At 61.0% G+C, this 21699-nt stretch carries 23 protein-coding genes; 16 read left to right on the top strand and 7 right to left on the bottom strand.

Features of this window, described 5'->3' with window-relative positions:
- The first annotated feature begins 99 nt into the window (after positions 1–99).
- From CGLUCO_RS10725 to CGLUCO_RS10690, 8 genes are all read left to right on the top strand, one after another.
- On the top strand, positions 100–774 hold the full coding sequence (locus CGLUCO_RS10725; protein WP_084036536.1) for a DUF2334 domain-containing protein: 675 nt from the start codon (positions 100–102) through the stop codon (positions 772–774).
- Positions 774–1016, top strand: coding sequence for a hypothetical protein (locus CGLUCO_RS10720; protein ID WP_005393757.1), 243 nt, complete (start codon positions 774–776; stop codon positions 1014–1016). The genes CGLUCO_RS10725 and CGLUCO_RS10720 overlap by 1 nt, the downstream gene beginning before the upstream one ends.
- Positions 1017–1159: 143 nt before the next feature.
- Complete coding sequence (locus CGLUCO_RS10715; RefSeq protein ID WP_084036537.1) at positions 1160–2278, top strand: ABC transporter ATP-binding protein; 1119 nt, start codon at positions 1160–1162, stop codon at positions 2276–2278.
- Between the two features lie 5 nt (positions 2279–2283).
- A complete protein-coding gene (locus tag CGLUCO_RS10710; RefSeq protein WP_005393761.1) occupies positions 2284–3504 on the top strand; it encodes a DUF4032 domain-containing protein in 1221 nt (406 codons plus the stop codon).
- A gap of 192 nt (positions 3505–3696) precedes the next feature.
- Complete coding sequence (locus tag CGLUCO_RS10705) at positions 3697–5034, top strand: ABC transporter substrate-binding protein (RefSeq protein WP_196793908.1); 1338 nt, start codon at positions 3697–3699, stop codon at positions 5032–5034.
- A gap of 58 nt (positions 5035–5092) precedes the next feature.
- Positions 5093–5938 (top strand): carbohydrate ABC transporter permease, encoded by an 846-nt coding sequence (locus CGLUCO_RS10700; protein WP_005388804.1) that lies wholly within the window; start codon positions 5093–5095, stop codon positions 5936–5938.
- Positions 5938–6822 (top strand): carbohydrate ABC transporter permease, encoded by an 885-nt coding sequence (locus CGLUCO_RS10695; protein ID WP_005393764.1) that lies wholly within the window; start codon positions 5938–5940, stop codon positions 6820–6822. The genes CGLUCO_RS10700 and CGLUCO_RS10695 overlap by 1 nt, the downstream gene beginning before the upstream one ends.
- Positions 6823–7401: a MusI family membrane protein gene (locus tag CGLUCO_RS10690; RefSeq protein WP_084036538.1), complete on the top strand. Its 579-nt coding sequence runs from the start codon at positions 6823–6825 to the stop codon at positions 7399–7401. It abuts the gene before it with no gap.
- A 42-nt stretch (positions 7402–7443) separates the two neighbouring features.
- Here CGLUCO_RS10690 and CGLUCO_RS10685 read toward each other — a convergent pair whose 3' ends face one another.
- The 4 genes from CGLUCO_RS10685 to CGLUCO_RS10670 form a co-directional block, all read right to left on the bottom strand.
- Positions 7444–8034, bottom strand: coding sequence for a hypothetical protein (locus tag CGLUCO_RS10685; protein WP_232621978.1), 591 nt, complete (start codon positions 8032–8034; stop codon positions 7444–7446).
- A gap of 244 nt (positions 8035–8278) precedes the next feature.
- Positions 8279–9307: an anthranilate phosphoribosyltransferase gene (gene trpD / locus CGLUCO_RS10680; RefSeq protein ID WP_232621979.1), complete on the bottom strand. Its 1029-nt coding sequence runs from the start codon at positions 9305–9307 to the stop codon at positions 8279–8281.
- A 125-nt stretch (positions 9308–9432) separates the two neighbouring features.
- Entirely contained in the window at positions 9433–9582 is a 150-nt protein-coding gene (locus CGLUCO_RS10675) for a hypothetical protein (protein ID WP_232621980.1), read from the bottom strand.
- A 145-nt stretch (positions 9583–9727) separates the two neighbouring features.
- Complete coding sequence (locus tag CGLUCO_RS10670) at positions 9728–10063, bottom strand: TetR/AcrR family transcriptional regulator (protein ID WP_232622018.1); 336 nt, start codon at positions 10061–10063, stop codon at positions 9728–9730.
- Positions 10064–10331: 268 nt separating this feature from the next.
- On the opposite strand from CGLUCO_RS10670, the gene CGLUCO_RS10665 reads away from it, so the two are divergent.
- The 7 genes from CGLUCO_RS10665 to purM all read left to right on the top strand — a co-directional run bounded on the left by CGLUCO_RS10665 (position 10332) and on the right by purM (position 18744).
- Positions 10332–11459, top strand: coding sequence for an alpha/beta hydrolase (locus CGLUCO_RS10665; protein WP_084036540.1), 1128 nt, complete (start codon positions 10332–10334; stop codon positions 11457–11459).
- On the top strand, positions 11452–13734 hold the full coding sequence (locus CGLUCO_RS10660; protein WP_005393775.1) for a bifunctional lysylphosphatidylglycerol flippase/synthetase MprF: 2283 nt from the start codon (positions 11452–11454) through the stop codon (positions 13732–13734). The genes CGLUCO_RS10665 and CGLUCO_RS10660 overlap by 8 nt, the downstream gene beginning before the upstream one ends.
- 116 nt (positions 13735–13850) lie before the next feature.
- Entirely contained in the window at positions 13851–15035 is a 1185-nt protein-coding gene (locus tag CGLUCO_RS10655; protein WP_084036541.1) for an HNH endonuclease signature motif containing protein, read from the top strand.
- Positions 15032–15403 (top strand): sterol carrier family protein, encoded by a 372-nt coding sequence (locus CGLUCO_RS10650; protein WP_005388815.1) that lies wholly within the window; start codon positions 15032–15034, stop codon positions 15401–15403. Before CGLUCO_RS10655 ends, CGLUCO_RS10650 begins: the two co-directional genes overlap by 4 nt.
- Before the next feature lie 58 nt (positions 15404–15461).
- A complete protein-coding gene (locus tag CGLUCO_RS10645) occupies positions 15462–16151 on the top strand; it encodes a VIT1/CCC1 transporter family protein (protein WP_005388816.1) in 690 nt (229 codons plus the stop codon).
- Positions 16152–16168: 17 nt separating this feature from the next.
- The gene (gene purF, locus CGLUCO_RS10640; RefSeq protein WP_005388817.1) at positions 16169–17677 is read left to right on the top strand and encodes an amidophosphoribosyltransferase; all 1509 of its coding nucleotides are present in this window, start codon (positions 16169–16171) and stop codon (positions 17675–17677) included.
- Between the two features lie 14 nt (positions 17678–17691).
- On the top strand, positions 17692–18744 hold the full coding sequence (gene purM, locus CGLUCO_RS10635; protein WP_005388818.1) for a phosphoribosylformylglycinamidine cyclo-ligase: 1053 nt from the start codon (positions 17692–17694) through the stop codon (positions 18742–18744).
- A gap of 52 nt (positions 18745–18796) precedes the next feature.
- On the opposite strand, the gene CGLUCO_RS10630 is transcribed toward purM, so the two are convergent.
- Positions 18797–18982, bottom strand: coding sequence for a DUF3073 domain-containing protein (locus CGLUCO_RS10630; RefSeq protein WP_196793910.1), 186 nt, complete (start codon positions 18980–18982; stop codon positions 18797–18799).
- A gap of 127 nt (positions 18983–19109) precedes the next feature.
- Complete coding sequence (gene ygfZ / locus CGLUCO_RS10625) at positions 19110–20135, bottom strand: CAF17-like 4Fe-4S cluster assembly/insertion protein YgfZ (RefSeq protein ID WP_232621981.1); 1026 nt, start codon at positions 20133–20135, stop codon at positions 19110–19112.
- 33 nt (positions 20136–20168) lie between these two features.
- Here ygfZ and CGLUCO_RS10620 point away from each other — a divergent pair, with 33 nt between their 5' ends.
- The gene (locus CGLUCO_RS10620; protein WP_084036543.1) at positions 20169–21041 is read left to right on the top strand and encodes an aminodeoxychorismate lyase; all 873 of its coding nucleotides are present in this window, start codon (positions 20169–20171) and stop codon (positions 21039–21041) included.
- Here the strand turns inward: CGLUCO_RS10620 and CGLUCO_RS10615 are convergent.
- Positions 21038–21691: a heme-binding beta-barrel domain-containing protein gene (locus CGLUCO_RS10615; protein WP_301386955.1), complete on the bottom strand. Its 654-nt coding sequence runs from the start codon at positions 21689–21691 to the stop codon at positions 21038–21040. The two genes, CGLUCO_RS10620 and CGLUCO_RS10615, sit on opposite strands and share 4 nt — an antisense overlap.
- Positions 21692–21699: the final 8 nt, after the last annotated feature.

Here is a 21699-nt window from a genome sequence, read left to right as displayed (position 1 = left end):
TGCGGAGCGTAGGCGCGCCAGCGCACGCACGCAGCGCACGCACGCAGCGCGTGCGCGCATGCGCTGCGCGCCGGAACAATCGGTGTGATACTGAGGGACGTGAGCGCAACCCTTTTGGTATCTATTTCCTCCGTCTTCACGGAGACCCGCACGCCGGCGGCGCACTTCATGCGCGAGCTGGAGGCGTGGGGTGTTCCCGTCAGCCTCCTCATCGCCCCGCACATCGACGGCAACTGGCACCTGGCCAAGGACGCAGATACGCGGCGCTTTTTTGAGCGCAAAATCGCAGCTGGGGACGCTTTTGTTCTCAACGGGTTCGACCAGGCCGTCCAGGGTCGCCGCGCGGAGTTCGCCACCCTCCGCGCCCACGAGGCCCGCCTGCGCCTCACCGGTGCCGTCGCCCAGATGGAGCGCCTCGGCTTTTCGACGCCCATCTTCGCCCCACCTCGCTGGCGCCTCTCGGAGGGCACCCTCGCCGTCCTCCCCGAGCTCGGCTTCACCCGCGCACTGTCCACCAAAGGCATCCACATTCTGAACACAAACACCCTGGTCCAGGCACGAAACCTCTCCGTGGGGGAGGGGTATGGCGCCTCCCGCTGGTGGCGCTCCACCATCACCCGCTCCGTCGAGAGGACGGCGCGCCGGGGCGGCGTGATCCGGCTGAGTGTCTCGGCGCGGAACCTCGTGAAGACGAAGGTGGCCAAAGATGTCGCGGCGGCGGTGGCGGTGGCGCTAGAGTTGGGGGCAAAGCCAAGTACCTACGTGGAGGTGTAATGATGCTGTTCCCTCAGTATGCAGAACATGTTGTGATGGTCTATTCGGACGATGAGTTTGAAGAACTCATCGAGGAGTTCACCCCGCGGGGGTTCTTCGCTGTGAAGGCATCTGAGGATGCACACTTTTCGCTTCTCGACGGCTCCCCGTGCGCAATTCTGGACACAAAAGGTGAGCTCGCCGGGCGTTTCGATGATATCGATGAGGCGGCGGATGCGATTGATCCGCTGCTGCCGCTGTAAGAAACATCACACGGCGTTTTGTGGTTATGACCGGGCTGTCGGGCTAGCCTGGGTTACTGAGTGGGGTCGCTTATGGCCCCTCCTCTTTCACTCGGATCGTTTGGCACGTACCTGCCAATGAAAGTAAAGGAAACAGTAAGGTCATGGCTGAAGTTCGCTTCGTGAATGCGACACGTATCTACCCCGGTGCCACCGCCCCCAGCGTGGACAGCATCAATCTGGACATCGCGGATGGGGAGTTCCTCGTCCTCGTCGGCCCGTCGGGCTGCGGCAAGTCCACAACCCTGCGCATGCTTGCAGGCCTGGAGGATGTCAACTCCGGGCAGGTGTTCATCGGGGACCGGGATGTGACGAATGTGCCGCCGAAGGATCGCGATATTGCGATGGTGTTCCAGAACTACGCCCTGTACCCGCACATGACGGTGCGGGAGAACATGGGCTTCGCGCTGAAGATCGCCGGTGTGGATAAGACGCAGATCAACGAGCGCGTGGAGGCCGCGGCGCGGACGCTGGATCTGACGGAGTTTTTGGATCGTAAGCCGAAGGCGCTGTCCGGTGGCCAGCGTCAGCGTGTGGCGATGGGGCGTGCGATTGTGCGCAAGCCGCAGGTGTTCCTCATGGATGAGCCGCTGAGTAACTTGGATGCGAAGCTGCGTGTGCAAACCCGTACGCAGATCGCCTCGATGCAGCGTGAACTCGGCGTGACCACGCTGTATGTGACCCACGATCAGACGGAGGCGCTGACCATGGGCGACCGTATTGCCGTGCTGAATAAGGGTGTGCTGCAGCAGGTGGGCACGCCCCGCGACCTGTATGAGCACCCGCAAAACGAGTTCGTCGCGGGCTTCATTGGTTCCCCGGCGATGAACCTCGGCACGTTCACGGTGGAGGGCCGCACCGCCCGGCTGGGAGAAGCGCAGGTAGAGCTGCCAGAGTCCCTCGTGGGGAAGGTGGATGGCCCCGAGGTCGTCCTCGGCTTCCGCCCGGAGGCCCTGGACGTGGACCCGAACGGGCAGATCCCCGTGAAGGTGGACTTCGTCGAGGAGCTCGGCAGTGATTCCTACCTGTACGGGACACTCGTCGGCGGAGGAAACCTGTCCAGTGGCACCGACAGCAACCCCGATGCGTCGACAAGCAACAATATTGTCGTGCGCACCGCGCCCCACACGGCGCCGAAGCCCGGGGACACCGTGCGGCTGACGATCAAGCCGGGGATGCTGCACGCCTTCTCCGCGACGACGGGGAAGCGGATCGAGGAGTAGTCGAGATGCCGGAGAGGATGGATATCTCCGGCACTGCCCTGGCGCCGGCGCTGTTGCAACTGCCGTGGGAGCTGCCGTTGGAGCAGTGGCCGGAGAGGGTCATCACCACCCTACCCAGAGGAATTAGCCGCCATACAGTGCGTTTTGTCACACTTGGCGATGGGGAGGGGACGAGGGTCATCGCCGTGAAGGAGATTGGCGAGAAGGTTGCCCACCACGAGTACCACATGCTGCGGGAGCTCAACCGGATCGGCGCGCCATCGGTGCGACCCCTGGCTGTGATTACGGGTAGGCGCTCGGCGGAAGGGGAGGAACTGACCGCGTGTCTGGTCACCGACCATTTATCGTTTTCCCTTCCCTACCGGGCAGTTTTCTCTCAAAAACTGCGACCAGAGGTGGCCGGGAAGCTCATTGATTCGCTCGCCGTCCTGCTCGTGCGCTTGCACCTCGTCGGGTTTTATTGGGGCGACGTCAGCCTGTCCAACACCCTGTTCCGCCGCGATGCCGACACTTTCAGTGGCTACCTCGTCGACGCGGAGACCGGGGAACTGCCGGGGTGCCTATCGGATACACGGAGGATGTACGACGTCGACGTGGCGCGCGTCAACATCATCGGCGAGCTCATGGATCTCGAGGCAGGGGGCCTCATGGATGAGTCGATGGATCCCATCGACATCGGTGGCCGAATAACCCAGCGCTACGGGCAGCTGTGGGACGAGCTGACCGGAGAGGAAGCGATCGCTGCGGACGAGACGTGGCGGGTGAGCGACCGTATCCGCCGGCTCAATGAGCTGGGGTTCGATGTGGGTGAGCTGAAGGTGGAAAAGGACGATTCGGGTCAGACGGTGACGATTCGCCCACGGGTGGTGGACTCCGGCCACCACAACCGGGCACTTATGCGCCTGACCGGGCTCGATGTTCAGGAAAAGCAGGCGCAGCGGATGCTCAACTCGATCCATACCTACCGGGCGCTCGAGCTCCCCGAGCTCCCCCTCGAACAGGTTGCGCACACGTGGCTTCTCGACGTCTTCCTCCCGACCGTTCGCTCGGTCCCACCGGAGCTGGCGAAGAAGCTGGAGCCCGCACAGATCTTCCACGAGGTGATGGAACACCGGTGGTACATGGCCGAGGAACGGGGTGGGGACGTGTCGCTTGCGGAGGCGACGGAGTCCTATATCCAATCGATTCTTCCCGAGCACCGCGACGAGGAGACGCTTCTGGGGTGAACCTCCCCTAAAAGTGGGAATGTAACCTAAATCTCATGTACCAAAAAGGTGTGTCTTTTCCCACCGTAGGGCCGTTTTTGGTCGAAACCGGGCTCTTAAAGGTCAGATATTTGCCTTTTTAACGGTACTTCGCCTGTACGCTAGCTGTGATAGAGGTTTGAAAGACCAACCAAGAATCTGAAAGGTTATAACGTGAAAAAGATGACACGTTTCGCCGCAGTGGTGACCGCTGCAGCAGTCGCAGCCGCAGGTTTGGCGGGGTGCTCGGACTCGAGTAGCTCGGCGGACGGCCCCAGCGTTTACTTCATGAACGCCAAGCCTGAGCAGGACGCGGCGTACCAGGAGATCGCCAAGAAGTACACCGAGGAGACCGGCGTAGAGGTCAAGGTTGTCACCGCCGCCTCCGGCACGTACGAGCAGACGATGAAGGCGGAGGTGGGCAAGAAGGATGCGCCCACGCTCTTCCAGATCAACGGGCCCGCCGGGCAGCTGCGCTGGGAGTCCTACATGGCGGATCTCTCTGACGCGGAGTTCACCAAGCAGCTCAACGAAGATACCCCGCCGCTGAAAAACGACCAGGGCCAGATCATCGGCGTTCCGTTCGCCGTCGAGGGCTACGGCATCATCGTCAACGAGGAGATCTTTGATAAATACTTCGCCCTCCCCGGCGCCACGGCCACCTCGCTGAAGGAGATCAACTCCTTTGACAAGCTGAAGGAGGTTTCCGACGATATGCAGGCCCGCAAGGCGGACCTCGGCATCGATGGCGCCTTCGCGGCCGCCTCTCTCTCCTCCGGCGAGGAGTGGCGTTACCAGACGCACCTCCTCAACACCCCGATGGACCAGGAGTTCAAGGATGCCGGCGTGACGGACATGGACAACATGCAGTTCACGTACAACAAGGAGTTCAAGAACCTCTTTGACCTGTACCTCGAGGATTCCACCGTCGCCCCGTCGCTCACCCCATCCAAAGCCGTGAGCGACTCCATGGCCGACTTCGCGCTCGGCAAGGCCGCCATGGTGCAAAACGGCAACTGGGCCTGGAGCCAGATTTCCGATGTTGACGGCAACGTGGTGAAGGAAGACAAGATCAAGTTCATCCCGATGTACATGGGGCTTCCCGACGAATCAAGCCGCGGCATCTCCGTGGGCACGGAAAGCTACCTTGCCGTTAACTCCAAGGCGAGCGAGGAAGACCAGAAGGCCTCCATCGACTTTGCTAACTGGCTCTACGCCGGCGACGGCATGCAGTATGTTGTCGATGACCTCGGCTTCATCGCCCCGTTCAAGGGCTTCAAGGATCTCGGCACCCCGGACGACCCGCTGGGCAAGCAGGTCGCTGAGGCGATCCAGGATTCCTCACTGAAGACGTACCCCTGGACGTTCCAATACATGCCGTCTCAGCAGTTCAAGGACGACTTTGGCGCTGATCTCGCCCAGTACGCCGCCGGCAACCTGGAGTGGGACGAAGTGGTCAAGGCGTTCCAGGAAAACTGGGCCGCCGAAAAAGAAGCAAACTGGAAGAAGTAACTAGACGCTGTAGTCCCCACCCCCGTGGTGGGGACTTCGGTCAAGGTGGCACACGCTCATGCAAACTAGCCTGAAAAAGTATTTCCCCATCTTTGTTCTGCCCACGCTGCTCGCGTTCCTCATCGCGTTCCTCGTCCCCTTCGTCATCGGCTTCTTCCTGTCGTTTGCGGACTTCACCACGATCACCGACGCGACGTTTGTTGGCATCGACAACTACAAGCAGGCGTTCACCGCCCGCGAAGGGTTCATTGACTCGTTCGTCTTCACCGTGCTGGTGGTCATCGTCTCCATCATCACCGTGAACATTGCGGCGTTCGCCATCGCCTGGACGCTGACCCGCAAGCTCAAGGGAACGAACTTCTTCCGCACGGTGTTCTTCATGCCGAACCTCATCGGCGGCATTGTCCTCGGCTACACGTGGCAATCGATGATCAATGCCGTGCTGGCCAAGTACGGGACCACGATTGTTGCCGATTGGAAGTACGGGTACCTGGGCCTCATCATGCTCATCAACTGGCAGCTCGTGGGCTACATGATGATCATTTACATCGCTGGGCTGCAAAACGTTCCACCGGAGCTCATCGAGGCCGCAGAGATCGACGGCGCCGGCCGCGGGGAAATCCTGCGGCACGTGACCATCCCCATGGTCATGCCGTCGATCACCATCTGCCTGTTCCTCACCCTGTCCAACACGTTCAAACTGTTCGACCAGAACTTGGCTCTCACCAACGGCGCGCCACGAAGTCAAACAGAAATGGTCGCGCTAAACATCGTGAACACGATGTTCAACCGCGTCGGTTCTGAGGGAGTTGGCCAGGCCAAGGCCGTAATCTTCGTGGTGGTGGTTGTTGTCATCGCCATGTTCCAACTCCGCGCCACGCGTTCCCGGGAGGTTGAAGCGTAATGTCGACGAAAACAGTGACCAACAAGCCGTCGAAAAGCGACGAAGCAAAGGTCGGGACAGGAGCAAAAGTGGCCCTGTACACGGTCCTCGTCTTCCTGACCGTCGTGTTCCTCGGGCCGATCTTCTTCATCATCCTCAACTCCTTCAAGAACAAGCTCGCCATTGCCGACAGCCCCTTCGCACTGCCGCTGGGTGAGATGTGGGTCGGGCTGGAAAACTACGCCGTCGGCCTCATGAAGGAAGGGTTCCTGTGGGCCATCCTCTGGTCCTTTGTCATCACCATCTTGTCGGTCGCGGCGATCGTGTTCTTCTCGGCACTCACCGCGTACTACATAACCCGCGTGAAAACGTGGTGGACCTCGGCGCTGTACTACCTGTTCGTGTTCAGCATGGTTATCCCCTTCCAGATGGTCATGTTCCCCACGGTCAAGATCGCAGACATGCTGCACCTCAACAATCCCATCGGGATCGTAGTGCTCTACCTGGGCTTCGGCTCCGGCCTGTCGGTGTTCATGTTCGCAGGGTTTGTGAAATCCATCCCCCTCGACATCGAGGAAGCCGCCATGATCGACGGCTGCAGCCCCCTGCAGAACTACTTCCGCGTCGTGCTGCCCATGCTCAAGCCCACCGCCGTCACCGTGGCCATCTTGAACGCCATGTGGGTCTGGAACGACTACCTCCTCCCGTACCTCGTCATCGGCTTGTCGACGAAGTACAAGACCATCCCCGTCGTCGTCCAATCCTTCGTCGGCTCCAACGGCAACCGCGACATGGGCGCCATGATGGCCATGCTCGTCCTCGCCATCATCCCCATTGTCATCTTCTACGTGGCCACGCAGAAGCACATCATCGAAGGTGTCGCCGCCGGCGCGGTGAAGGGCTAAATGTTCTCACCCGATTCCAGGTTCTACGCCGCGTTTTCCCTCGCGGCGGACCTGGTCATCGTCAATTTCTGCATGGTGATTGCGTCACTCCCGATCATCACCGCAGGAGCCGCGACGAAGGCCGGGGCCTACGTCACACGGCAACTCGCCCACGACGAGGGTTCCCGGCCGTTTGCCACGTTTTGGAAGGCATTTCGTGCATCCTTCCTCCCCCCCACGGGCTACTTTGTGGGTACTACCTGCATCGCAGTGCTAGGAATCTACGAGATTTACGTCATCCGTGGGGCGGGCGAGGGCCTCATCAGTCCCATGGCGGCCCTCGTTTTGGAGTCGGGCATCTGGTCGGGGCTTATTATCCTCACCATCATCACGGTGCGGTTTTATCCCAAGTGCAGCCTCAAAGGTGCGGTATTGGATGCGATGCGTGACTTGCCGCGGACCCTCCTTGCAGCCCTGGGGCTGGCGGCCCTGCCCATTGTCGCCCTCACTACCTCCGTGGGACTTGGGATGATCATTACGTACGTGGTGCTCGTCGGCCTGGCGCTGCCGTGGTACGTTGCCGGTTTGATTCTAAAATAGAGAAAACCGCTCAGGGAGGATTTCTTGTTTTGGGGGCCTGGTCTAGAAGGGGAGTCCCTGCAAGGCGGGGATTGCCTGCTTGATCGCTGGCCACGCGAGGGCTGCAAGAATCACCGCAACAATTGGGACAACGACTGACGGGATTATAACCCCGAGTTTGCCATTCCGGCACTCCGCGAAAGCCTGGTTCTCCAGTTCGCGGGCTTTCTGGTACGGGTAGGAGCGGAAAGCGGTTTGCCTCACCGCGATTTGCACTTCCTGGTTGACCCCGGGAATGTAGAAGGGGTCATCGTCAAATGCGTTGCGAGCGTTGTATTGCTCAGGCTTGTAAACGGTTGGTTCTGAAAAGGCAGCAAGTTGGAAGCCTATAGCCAATGCTGTAATAGTCTCTTGGTTTTTTGTGTTTGACACCCCGCGCACATCAGCGAGTTTGCGCCCCATGTCCTTGTAGCCCGACATGATATTTCTCTGGGCATTCCTGCTGTAATTGACTGTACAGTTACCTGAAACGATGTCGTAGCTTGTGGTGAAATCGCTGGTGGTTGCTGCTGCCGTTGCCTGGGGAGCCATCATGGTGGATAGGGCAACTGCTGTCGCGGTAGCAAGAACGGGCAGTGATGGTTTTGTCTTCACAGTGCGTGACCTTTCAGTTTTTGGACCTTCAGCAAAGTCCAGAGGGGTGTGAGCCGACGGTGGTATCACCATCGATCATTGAGCTGAACCTCGCTCATCCTCTTCCTATATCGAACCATAACCTGCTAAATGATTAAAAGAAGGCGGTGAGGAAACTGTTAGGGGGAAGCGCTGCGATAGCTGAACGGGAGGGTGAATAAAAATGGCGGTGACCGTGCAGGTCACCGCCGGTTTCGTGTTTTCCCTATGCAAGCTCGTTGGAGGCCTTGATAAAGTCCTCTAGCTTCTGGAGGGCCTTGCCAGAATCGATGAGCTCAGCGGCGAGGGCGACGCCGTCGGCAAGCGTTTCGGTCTTGTCGCCGGTGAACAGTGCGGCACCAGCGTTCATGAGGACAGCGGTGCGGTGGGGGCCGCGATCCTTACCGGCAAGAACATCGCGGGTGATCTCGGCATTCTCCTGCGGATCGCCACCGACGAGATCCTTCTTCTCGCAGCGCTCAAGACCGAAGTCCTCGGGCTTGATCACGGAGGTGCGGAAGTAGCCGTCGCGGATTTCGCAGATTGTCGACGGGGCGGACGCGGAAATCTCGTCCATGATGTCCTGGCCGAACACGACGAGGCCACGGCGTACGCCCTGGTGGGAGAGGACCTTGGCCAGTGGCTCAACGAGGTACTCCGAGTACACGCCGAGAACGAAGCGTTCGGGCTTGGCCGGGCTCGTCAGGGGTCCGAGGATGTTGAAAACGGTGCGGAAGCCGAGCTCCTTGCGCAGGTCGGCAACGTGCTTCATGGACTGGTGGTACTGCTGGGCGTACAGGAAGGCGATGTTGACTTCCTTGAGAAGCTTGTTGACGAGCTCCGGGTCCTGGTGGATGTTCACGCCGAGGGCCTGCAGCACGTCGGAGGCGCCGGACCTACTCGTCGCCGCGGCGTTGCCGTGCTTGCACACTGTCACGCCGCCGGCAGCGGCGACCATCGCGGAGGTGGTGGAAATGTTGAAGGTATGGGCATTGTCGCCACCCGTGCCGACAATCTCCAGCACCTCGATGCCGGGGTGCTCCACTTGCGTTGCGTGGTTGCGCATAGCCTCGGCGGAGCCCATGATCTCGTCGATTGTCTCCGCATTGGAAGACTTCGTGGACAGCGCTGCAAGGTAGGCGGCGTTCTGGGTAGGGGTGGACTCCCCACTCATGATCTCATCCATGACGGCATACGCCTCGTCATAGGTGAGGTCTTCCTTAATTACCAGTTTTTTCAGAGCTTCGCTGATCACAGGGCACTTCCTTTGCGTGGGGTATTTTGTAGCCCTCATTCTACGGTCGGGTAGCCCCTGCATACCGGCCTTTTGGTCCAGCGGGGGTGGAAGCGGAGGTAATGATGGGAACAGGTGTGCGAAAATTAGCTGGTTGGTGCCAGCGGCACCCGCAGAAGCTGCTTAGTCGCGCTCAGTACCTGCTCAGTGGGCATTTCTCCCACGTACATGTGGCGATGCTCCTCGTAATACGCCGTCGCCAGCGTGTACTGCAACGAAATGAACTGGTTGTCCACAAATACGGTGAGGAGCTCTGCGGGGATGTCAGTGCGTGCCTCACCGCTTCCTGCCCTCGCTCGAGCACCGCCAGGTACTGTTTCAGTGTATATCGCTCCAGCTCAGCTGCAGTTTCCTTGGCAAAGGCGCGATCGCTGTGTGCGGTCATTGCTTGGTACATCTGGACTGCTTCCCGCTCACTTGCGCTCGTCTCGCCGATGACATCCACAAGCTTTCCGACGATCTCCAGCACCCCGCATCCGATTCCATAACCGGGGGTAGTCTTCGCCTCGATGATCTTCGCCCCCTTTCTCGCCGGTAGATGAATAGGTCCGCCTTCGTGGGGAAATACTTGAAAGGTACGCCGACGGAAGTATCGGCCTCCTTGGCAATTCGGTTCGTGTCGGCCTGCTCGTAGCCGTGCCGCGCAAATTCCGTTGTCGCCGCAGTCGTGATGTGCTCACGCTTATCTGCGGGAAGGTTGCAGAATCTGGCCGTCATTGTTGCCGACGCCATAATGCTCCTTGACTCGTGCCCGCGCCCGACAGACACTGTGCATCATCCATTAGTTGTATCCCCTTGGTAGCTATCCAACAGTTTGTCGACACCGAAAAATCTCCAAAACCCACACACTCCGTGCACGTCAGCCCACAAAAACGTGTCAAAACCCTGTGGGTAATGGGGAGTAACGCCACAAGTTCCACACGAGTTTGCCCGGAACCCGCTTTCCCGCTTTTCTCCCGCCCGCAGCCGTGCGTATATTCACTACATGCTTGAGTCAGTAGAGTTGACCGGCCCCACACAGTCGGTCCTTTTTTGGGCTGCGCTCGTCGTGCCGGCCCTCTTCCTCCTCACCCGGCAGAAGTGCCGCCTGACCATGGCATCCGTTCTCATTATTGGGATTGTCGTTGCCGTTGCTTGGGCTCTCCACGCGCCCCCGGCGCTCGCCGTTGGCGGCGGGCTTCTGCTGCTTCTCCTTTCTGCTTGTCGGCGCCCCGTGCACGCCCTCTTCGTCGCCGTCGCCGTCGTCGGCTCGATCGGCATCATCAACACCCAGTTCCAAATGGTCCCCACCGTTGGCGCGATCACCAACTGGGTGGATTACGTCCCCTACAGAGACCTCGCCAGCGTCCGTCCCGGCCAGAGCGTCCGCACGAGTCTCGTCCTCGGCCGTGGCCGCCCCGCCGAGGTTTACCTCCCACCCGCCTATTTCGAAGGCAAACGCCCGCCCGTCCTCGTCCTCATGCACGGCAATCCCGGCTCACCCTCCATGTGGATGGACGAGGGCCAGGCACCACAGCTTTTCGACGAGTTCCAGGCCACCCATTCCGGCATGGCCCCCGTCGTCGTCTCCGTCGACGCCACCGGCTCCTTTACCGGTAACCCCCTCTGCGTCGGCTGGGCCCACGACTACATTTCCGACGAATTACCCCAGGCCATCACCCAATTCTTCCGGGTGGATGAGGACCGCAGCCACTGGGTCCTCGGTGGCCTCAGCTACGGAGGCACATGCGCCCTCCAGATCGCAACGACCGCTCCCGACGCCTACGGCGGCTACATCGATATGTCGGGCCAACGCGAGCCTCTCGCAGGAACGAAGCAAGAAACCGTCGATAAGTACTTCGGCGGTGACCCCCAAACCTACCGAGAGAATAACCCCCGTGACCTGCTTGGCGACACCAGAAAATACGTCGGCATCCCCGTCCGCTTCATCGTCGGCGAAGACGACCGGGGCTACCGCCCCGGCATCGAGGAGCTGTACGGCTTGGCACAGCAAGCGGGCATGAACGCTACGCTTGCCGTCCTGCCCGGGGGCCACGATTTCCGCGTCTGGCGGGAAGGCCTCATCGATTCCCTGGATTTCATCGCCACAATCGGAGGCATCGACCATGCGTAGGGTACGTTTCGTTGTCACAAGCCTTGCCCACGCAGCCAGCGGTGCCCCGGTCACCTGGACACTCGTCGCGCTGGGTTGGATCCTGTTTGCCGTTTGTTCGCGCACGGATTCATTGAGCTCGCTGAGTCTGGGCGACCCGATGAACGTCACAGACATCCTCACCTCGGGCCTCACCTTTGCGACGCTCCCCGCCGGCATCGTCGCCACCGCTCTCGCGTTGACCGGCACCACCTACACGGAGAGGAAAGTGGGCTCTAGCTGGTATGTCGCTGTAATTTTGCTCATCCAGGTGGTGGGTGGGGTGGCGGGCGCCTTCATCGCGTGGGCTGTCGTGAACCCGCTGACCCCGTGGGGCATGGAGCTGCGTGGCCAGGAACTCCTCAGCCCGCTCATGTGGATCGTCGGCGCCTCAGCGATGGGATCGGCCCGCTTTCCGGTGTTGTGGCGCCGACGTGTGCGCATGCTCATTGTCGCCCCGGTGATCACGGTTGTCCTGTACTCCGGCACCTTCACTCAACTGTGTGTTGCCGTTGCCACGTTTGTTGGGCTTGGCCTGGGGATTCTGCTCTGGAATCGGCCACTTCGCCTTTCTCGCCCCTCGTGCTCGCTCTCGGAGGCGCGCGTCCTCGTCGCCCTCATGGTTGCCGGTATCGGATTGGGGCCACTTATCGCAGCGCTCAGCCCGTATTCTGCGGGGCTTCTGTCGGGGCTTGGCAAGCTGGCAGATCTCGCCGAGGCGTACGCGCAGTGCGAATCGGTGGAGGGCTGTGTCTCCGAGGAGTCCGTCAACAACGCAGCCATGGCAGTTTTGCCGGCAATCATCGTGGTCATCCTCGTTTTCGGGTTATTCCGTGGCCGCCGCCTCGCGTGGTGGGGTACCGTCCTCACGTTTCTGTTTACCCTCCCCATCGTCGTCATGGAGGCGAGCTTTTTCCACGCATTGCCGCAGGACCCGGCGTGGTTCTTCTCGGTGAGTGTGACGTCGGTTGCCGTTCCCTGGATCCTCGGCCTCGTCGTCCTCTTCGCCACCGCGCGCCTGTTCCGTGTCAAGGGTGGTGAGTTACTCTTCGCTCGCATCGTGCTTTTCGACGCCATCGTGGCTGGTCTCCTCTGGTTTCTTGCGGGTGGGGTGGGGGGTTGGCCGTCCCTCCCCCTCGTCTTCCTCCCGCCGATGCTCCGCGAGATCATCTTGGGGACGGCCCCGTCGTGGCGGTTTGTGCTTGCGTCCTCGGTGTTTTGGATTATTTTCGCCGTCGGCCTGTGGTGGGTGTTGCGCTGTCCGCCGCGTCGGGAAGGTGATGATGATCGGGCCCGTGCGCTGGCGTTTTTGGATGCGGGCCTCGGCGATCACTTGTCGCATATGACGTTGTGGCCGGGTAATCAGTTCTTTTTCACGGATTCTGGCTACGTTGCGTACCAGGTGCACAATCTGGTTGCGGTGACTGTTGGTAGTCCGGTTTCGTCCAATCCGCCGCAGCTTGCCGACGAGTTTGAGGACTATTGTCGCAGCCAGGGCCTCAAATGTGCCTGGTACTCGGTGCCCACTGCCTTCGCCGAAACTCGCCCCGGCGCCCGTGTCCAGGTTGCCGAGGAATCGATCATTGATGTGTCGGACGTATCTTTCCGAGGCAAGAAGTTCCAGGATGTCAGAACTGCGACAAACCGCGCGGTCAAGGAGCATATCCGCTCCGTGTGGGGGAGGTGGGACGATTTCGATCCGCTGACCCACCAGCGCATCCGCGCCCTCTCGGAGGAGTGGGTGTCGGAGAAGTCGCTGCCGGAGATGGGTTTCACCCTCGGTGGGGTGGAGACCCTCGCCGATCCTCGTGTCCGGCTTATGGTGGCGCTTGACGACGCGGGCCGGGTCCACGGTGTGACCAGTTGGCTGCCGGCTCCCGGTGGCTGGGTTTTGGACCTCATGCGCCGGGATACGGAGGGTTTCCGCCCGGTGGTGGAGTTCCTCATCGCCGAGACCGCCCGCCGCGCCCATGCGGATGGCCTGTCCTGGATTAGTTTGTCGGGTGCCCCGTTGGCGCATTCGGCACCGGGGGAGTCGTCGGCGGTGGATAGTTTGTTGGATCGGCTGGGTGCCCTGTTGGAGCCTTGGTACGGTTTTCGTTCTCTAGCTGCGTTTAAGCGTAAATTCCAGCCGTCGCATGAGAAGTGGTGGTTGTGTTATGGGGAGGTGGCGGACTTGCCGGCGGTGGGTCTTGCGGTGACGAATTGTTATGTGGATGTGCGGGATGTGGCTCGGGTGGCGTTGCGGCGTCGATAGGTGGCGGTAGGTGGTTGTGAATAACTTTCGGGGCGGTTTTTCTGATCTTTGACAGTTATCCACAGTTCTGGTTGTGTGCCTGTTGCGCGGGGTTTTTCGACTTTATCGTCCGGGGTATGAAGCGAATAAACAAGATTGTATCTGCATTTCAGGGTCCGGAACTTCTCCGTGAGGTGTGGCGGGCCCGCAAGACTCATCCGGATTTGGCCCGCGAGTGGTCCCGCCTGTACGGGCTGTCTGAGGAGATGGTGCGCGAGTGGGAGCATGCAGCGAAGAATTGGGGTCGGTTTTCTGACCCGGAGGTGCTGGCTGAGGCGGAGAAGCTCTCCGTGGCGAAGTTGGTGTTGATCTCTAAGGCGATGAATAACGTGGCGAAGGAGGAGCGTGAGGGGTTGCGCGCCCGGTTGGTATCGATTGCGGGTGGTGTGACCTGGCAGGAGCTGAAGGCGAGGGCGGCGCAACTGGCGAAGGAGATGCGGCAGCCGTCGACAAGCTCCTCGGTGACGGTGTCGAAGGTGGCCGACGGGCAGGGCATGAAGCACGCCCACGTGCGGTTGAAACCGCCGGTCATGGAGAAGTTCATCGCCCGCATGAAGCAGCTCAGCGTGGCGCCGCCGGGTGCGGACGAGTCGGTGGTGTTGGGTTCCGGTTTGGAGCAGCTTATCGACGCCGCGTCGTCCGGTCTCCCCGATGTTTCCGGTTCCTTCGAGCGGACGCTGGGGCCTGCCTTTATTCTGGCGATTCCCGGCACGAAGTACATCGGCGACGGCAAGTATGCGACAACTGACGGGGAGATCATCATCGGAAAGGAGGCAGCCCAAACCCGGCTGTCCCCATATGGCTGGGTCGTTATCTACGACGGCACGAACCATATCGGGGAGTGCTACGAGTTGGAAAACGACCGGTTTGCCTCCCTGATGCTGCGCCAAGCGATCACCATTGATCAGATCTTCTGCGCGCACCCGGGATGCACCCAACTGGCCTCCCATTTCGAGATGCACCACACCATTTCCTACAAGGACGGCGGCAAGACGAACGCAGTCGAGATCATCGGCACGTGTGTGAACCACAACCGGCAAAACGACGACGATCCTGACAAGGTGAAAAACGGCCGCCACATCCGTGACGACAACGGCCACGCTGGCTGGATTCCCCCGGAGGGCGGCGCAACCCTATACAACCAGCTGCCTGCCACCGACTACTCCGGCAACGCCATCGCCCGCCGGATCCTTAACGCAGAAAACGGGGATGAACAGGAGAAACAATTTCAAAATGGGGGAGAACCTAAACTGAAGGAATGACCGAGTCATCCCTTGACAACGCACGCGCCGCCCTCGAACGGGTCCGCTCCTACGCCGAGCACCCCGACACCACCCCCAAACCCGAGCGGAAACTCCTCAAGGAGGCCGTAAAGCTCTCGGTGGGGGAGATCGGTGTCCGCGCCCCCGGCCACTCCGTGGAACTGCGGGTGCCCCCATATGCCGCCGTGCAGTGCATCGAGGGACCCCGTCACACGCGGGGCACACCGCCCAACGTGGTGGAGATGTCTCCCCTGGTGTGGCTGCGGTGTGCCCTTGGCCTGCAAACCTTTGCCGACGGCCTCGCCACGGGGGAGATTTCCGCCTCCGGCAACCGGGCCGCTGAAGTAGGTATGCATCTCCCAATTTAGCGCTAGGTTAGCTTAACCTAGCGTGAAAAAGTCTGTGAGCTGCGTTAATGTTGCGCCCATGGGTGAAGAACAATCAATTGCCGCCAAGCTGAACTGGCTGCGCGCCGGGGTGCTTGGCGCGAACGACGGCATCATCTCCACAGCCGGCGTCGTCATGGGCGTCGCCGCCACCGGCGCTGCCCTCGGTGAGATCGCCACCGCCGGAATGGCAGCCGTAACCGCAGGTGCCGTGTCTATGGCTCTCGGTGAGTATGTGTCCGTGTCCGCCCAGCGCGACACCGAGCGCGCCATGATCGCCCAACACGCGGAGGAAGTCCGCGAGACCCCGCACGATCTGAAGGCGGACATCGTGTCGACGTTGCAGAAGCGTGGCCTCCACCCGGAGACCGCACGCGTGGCGGCGGATGAGCTTGCTGCGGGGGATCTTTTGCACGCGCATCTCATGGTGCACCACAATGTTGATTCCACGGAGCTCACCAACCCCTGGATTGCGGCATTCAGTTCTGCAGTATCGTTCCTGCTTGGCAGCGTATTCCCCTTGGTGGCGGTGGTGCTTGCTCCAGCCGGCTGGCGCGGCGGCATCACCCTTGTGTCCACCGTCCTTGCCCTCATGGTGACGGGTGGGATTTCGGCGGCGTTGTCGGAGGGGTCGGCGACGCGGTCGGTTGTGCGCCTCATTGTGGGGGGTGCGTTGGCGATGTCTATTACCTACGGACTGGGTTATCTCTTTGGTGAGGTGGCCTTGTAGCTACTACTCTGGGGGTCGTGGTATCGAATAACCCAATTCTCGACGATCAGGCCCACGACGAATGCGGTGTCTTCGGCGTGTGGGCTCCGGGCGAGGATGTAGCAAAAATTACGTACTATGGTTTGTTCGCCCTCCAGCACCGTGGCCAGGAAGCTGCCGGTATTGCTGTGGGGGATGGTGAGCAGGTCGTCGTTTTCAAAGACTTGGGCCTGGTCAGCCAGGTTTTCGATGAACAGTCTTTGCAGGCTCTCCAGGGGCATTTGGCGATTGGCCATACCCGTTACTCCACGGCGGGGGGTGTGAAGTGGGAGAATTCGCAGCCGATTTTCCGCACAACGCCGGCGGATACGGATGTTGCCCTTGCCCATAACGGCAATCTGATTAACCATTTGCAGCTCATGAAGCTGGCCCGCGAGAGGGGGGTTGTTCCTGCGGACGGTTACCCCTCGGACTCTGAGGTCACCTGTGCTTTGCTTGCCGACGGTGCCACCTCCGACACCACCGTCCTCCAGTCCGCTTTGGACTTATTACCCACGCTAGAGGGCGCATTCTGCTTGGTGTTTACGGATGGTCACAACATCTACGCCGCCCGCGACCGCAACGGCGTGCGTCCGCTGTGCCTTGGCCGCCTGGATCGCGGCTGGGTTGTCTCTTCGGAGACGTGTGCTTTGGATATCGTTGGTGCGTCGTTTGTGCGCGAGATCGATCCGGGCGAGTTGGTGGTGATTAACGATTCCGGTGTGTCGTCGATGCGTTTTGTGGAGCCGGAGCGTAAGGGCTGCATCTTCGAGTACGTGTACCTGGCGCGTCCGGACTCTGACCTGCGGGGACGGTCGGTTAATACGACACGCGTGGAAATTGGGCGTCGACTAGCAAAAGAAGCCCCAGCAGACGGTGACCTTGTCATTCCCGTCCCGGATTCCGGAACGCCCGCGGCCGTCGGCTATGCGCAAGGTTCGGGGCTACCGTACGGGACCGGCCTGGTGAAAAACGCCTATGTGGGGCGGACGTTTATTCAACCGACGCAGATGCTGCGACAGTTGGGTATCCGGTTGAAGCTGAATCCGTTGAAGGATCAGATTCGGGGCAAGCGTCTGGTTGTTGTCGACGATTCGATTGTGCGGGGAAACACCCAGCGTGCGCTCATTAGAATGCTCCGTGAGGCGGGGGCCGCCGAAGTCCACGTCCGCATCGCCAGCCCGCCGGTGAAATGGCCCTGCTTCTACGGCATCGATTTCGCGTCGCCGGGTGAGCTCATCGCTAATGCGGTGGATTCATCGCGGCCGGAGCAGATGGTGGAGGCCGTGTGCCAGGCCATCGGCGCGGATTCCCTGGCCTACATTTCAGTGGACGCGATGGTGGAGGCGACGGAGCAGGATGCGACCACGATGTGCTGCGCATGCTTTGATGGCGATTACCCGCTTGGCCTGCCGGAAGGAAATAATAATGCCGATTTGGTGCGTGCGATGAAGGCCGGTACGTACCCACTGCCGCTCGTTGGCAGTGACTACGATTCAGCCCACTAATTTTTCTGCAAAGGATGACCATGACTGACAACACGTATGCCGCCGCCGGCGTTGATATCGAGGCTGGGGATAAGGCTGTGGAACTGTTCGCGCCGCACGCCAAGAGGGCGTCTCGGCCGGAGGTGCGCGGGGGGCTGGGTGGTTTCGCCGGTCTGTTCGCGCTGGGGAAGTACAAGAAGCCGCTGCTTGCCGCAGGTTCTGACGGTGTGGGAACGAAGCTGGTGATTGCCCAGAAGCTGGGGATCCACAACACGATCGGCATTGACCTTGTCGCCATGTGCGTGGATGACTTGGTGGTGTGCGGTGCGGAGCCACTGTTCCTGCAGGATTACATCGCTATCGGCAAGGTTGTGCCGGAGCATGTCGCCCAGATTGTGGAGGGCATTGCCGAGGGCTGTGTCCGAGCAGGGTGTGCCCTCCTCGGCGGTGAGACGGCGGAGCACCCCGGTGTGATGCCGGAGGACGAGTACGACATCTCGGCAACAGCCGTCGGTGTCGTGGAGGAGGACGAGGTGCTGGGGCCGCAGCGTGTCCGCGGGGGCGATGTGGTCATCGGTATGGCCTCCTCTGGCCTGCACTCCAACGGGTACTCCCTGGCCCGCTACGTGCTCTTGGAGCAGGCTCAGCTGCCGCTCGATACGCACATCGACGAGCTTGGTCGCACGCTCGGTGAGGAACTTCTCGAGCCGACGCGCATCTACGCCCTCGACTGCCTGGAGCTCATTAACGAGTGCGAGATCCACACCTTCTGTCACGTCACCGGTGGCGGTCTGGCGGGCAACCTGGCGCGCGTCATCCCCGACGGTCTCATCGCCCGGCTGTCTCGCGGAACGTGGAAGCCGTCGCAGGTCTTCCGCTATATCCAGTCGGTGGGGAAGGTGGAGCGCTCCGAGATGGAGAAAACTTTCAACATGGGCGTCGGCATGGTCGCCGTTGTGCCTGCTGCGGAGAAGGAGCGCGTCCTGGCGATACTTGCCGCCCGCCACGTGGATGCGTGGGAGTTGGGCACGGTGGAGGAGTCTGCCGGTGCTGATCGCGTTGTGCTTGAGGGTGAGTACGCGGAATAGGGCGTGAAAAATGGGGAGCCTCGCAAGTGGGGCTCCCCATTTTTTTGTTTAGTTATTTGTCCTCGTCGGGATCGTAGTCAATCCATGCAGCGTATGGATCGTCCTCCTCCTCACGGCGCTTATCATCGATTTGTCCTGACAGTTCGCGCTGGAGCGATTCCAAGTCCATTTCCGGTGAGTTGTACTTCAGCCGACGTGCGACTTTCGTTTGCTTAGCCTTGGCACGGCCGCGACCCATGGCCTGACCCCCTTGGAGTTCCAAGAGACACCCGGGTATTTTTGGTGCCCCATTATCGTGCAGTTACTAAATATAAATACCTGTGTACACTTTAGCGGGTTTGCGCGCAAATTGCTGTATTTACCCCCTAGGCTCGGGGTTTGTCCCCGCGTAGCTGGTTGATCGCGTCTCTTCCGGCTCCCGATGATGGGCGCGGCAGGCTGTGCTTGTCGACGCTCATCGCACAGTCCCCTGCCATAAACTCGCCCGAGCGTTGGAGTGCGCTCGCCTTGATCGTGGCCAGCGCGATGGGACCGAGTTCGTGGTGGTGCACCACACTACCCAGCGTTCCTACCGTGCGACCTGCGAGTGTGACGGGAGTTTGGGGGGCGGGAAGCTGGGGGACGGAGCCGTCGAGAAGCGTGACGACGAGCGCCCGGGGTGCGCGACCCAGGTTCTCCACCCTGGCGACGGTTTCCTGGCCGCGGTAGCAGCCCTTGTCCAGGTCGACGGCCTCGGCGAGCCACAGGCCCACCTCGTGGGGGATGGTCTTCTCGTCGCAGTCGACGGGGTGGTCGGGTTCGCCCCGGGCAATGCGGTAGGCCTCAAAGGACATCAGGCCCGCGAGCTGGCCGTTTTGTTGCAGAATTGCGTCGGCTGCGGCCTCCACATCGCGCACACCGTAGTCGGTACGCAGCGGGGTGCCGGGGATCATGCGGGCGAAGGCGGCGTCGAGCGGGGTGTGCTTGCCGAAGACGGTGACGAGCTGTAGCGGGGAAACGGTGATCTCTACCTTGGACCAGAAAATCATGGCAACCAGGTGGTCACGCAGTGTTTCCGCTTCGTGGGGGGAGACGATGAGGAACACCTCGTCCTCCGTGACGGCCACGTCCATTTCGTGCTGGATGCGGCCGTTGGCGTCGAGATCGAGCGCCATGGTGGCCCCGGGGGCGATGATTTTGCTGAGGAGGTTGGTGAGGAAGGCTTCGCGGTCGTCGCCGGTGACGGAGAGGATGACGCGGTTGGAGCGGTCGACAAGCGAGAGGGGGGCGCGTTGCTCGCCGAAGGGGTTGCCGTAGTGCCAGGGGACGCCGGCGGTGTGCGGGGCGAGGTGGTCGGCGGGCGCGGGTTGCGCGCCGTGCGCGGAAAGCAGTGGCGAAGCGTAAGTAGACATGTACGCCATCGTAGTGGTGGCATAATCGGATGTATGGGACATGCGCCAGTGATCGTTGTTGTTGAGCCGTTCGGTGGGTCGTCGCGTAGGCAGAGCCCGCAGCTTCCCCATATTTTTTGGGATGATTTGGGGCTTACGCGTGCCGACGGCATTTTCGAATCCCTTCTTGTGCACGAGGGGCGGGCGTGCAACGTAGAGCGACATGTGGATCGCTTCCTTGCGGGGGCGAAGAAGCTGCAGCTGCCGGAGCTGGGGCGGGACTTGGTGCTGAAGGCGACGGCGGAGGCCGTTGAGGGGTGGGTTGAACAGTGCGGGGAGGAGTCGGTTGACGGCAAGCTCGTGTGGACGTTCACCCGCGGCCGGGCGTCGACAGGCATCCCCTCGGTGTGGATGACCGTGACGGATGTGCCCGAGGGCAACGCCAAGCTGCGGGAAAAAGGGGTGAAGGTGAAGCTGTGTGAGAAGGGGATCACCCTGCACCCGGAGAAGGCACCGTGGATTGCCTCGGGGGCGAAATCCCTCGGGTACTCGGCGACGATGGCGGCGCTGCGGGCTGCGAAGGCGGAGGGGATGGACGATGTGATCTGGGTTGATGGCGACCGGATACTCGAGGGGGCGACGAGTACGGTGATTTCCATTAAGGGGAAGAAGGTCCGCACCCCACCCAGCGGAACTGACGTGCTATCTGGGACGACGCAGCAGGCTGTGTTTGAGACGTTGAGCCAGGCGGGCTATGCGTGCAAAGAGAAAGCACTGAGCGTCGACAAGCTAAAAGAAGCCGACGGCGTGTGGCTCGTTTCCTCGGTGCGGGGGGCGGTGCCCGTGCGGTCTATCGATGGGCACAAGCTTCGCCGCGACACCCCCGATGATATGGCCGGCCTGCTCGCCGAGGCGATGTTTAGCTAGCCGACGACGCGGGTGAGCTCCGCGGACCGCTGTTCCTCGGCTCGCTCATCCACCCAGCCCAGGTGATTGTTCGGCATGAGACCGTACATCCGCTTGCCCGGGCCGAGTGCCTGTGGGCCGGTCTCCGTCACCATTGTTGAGGCGGACTGCAGCGACCACGAACGCTCGTTGTACGGCTCGCCGTAGAAGATCTCCACTACGCCATCGGCGCGGACGCTGATGAGCTCGATCTCATCCTTGTCATTGACCCGCCAGAACCCATACGCATTCGTATCGGGACCTGCGTATTTACCCTCGGAATCGAGCTTCCACGTGCGCGAATGGTAGCTCAGGTAGTTCTCGCCGTTGTGGGCGATCACAAGCTCCTGCCCGAACGCGAACTGGCCCTCATCTGTGGCGGCCTGGCCCTCGCCGCGCCACACGCCCACGAGGGGGAGGAGGGCGAGGAGGCCGTCGTGAAGATTGGGCCCCTCCCGCAGGTTAGCTGTGTCAACCGGGTGCGGGGTCGCATCCAGATCGGCGATATCAGCCGTATCCAAGATATTCTTTGTCGACGTCGACTTCGCTGCCTCCGCAGCCCTGCCGATAGCTTCATTTCCATCCAACGATGCAGACTCACTCATGCCCATCGAGCTTACACGTATGGGCATTCCACAAC

Origin of the sequence: Corynebacterium glucuronolyticum DSM 44120 (assembly GCF_030440595.1) — a bacterium.
Taxonomy (GTDB): Bacteria; Actinomycetota; Actinomycetes; order Mycobacteriales; family Mycobacteriaceae; genus Corynebacterium; species Corynebacterium glucuronolyticum.
Note: the sequence above shows the minus strand (reverse complement) of the source record. Positions and strands in the feature narration are given on the sequence as shown.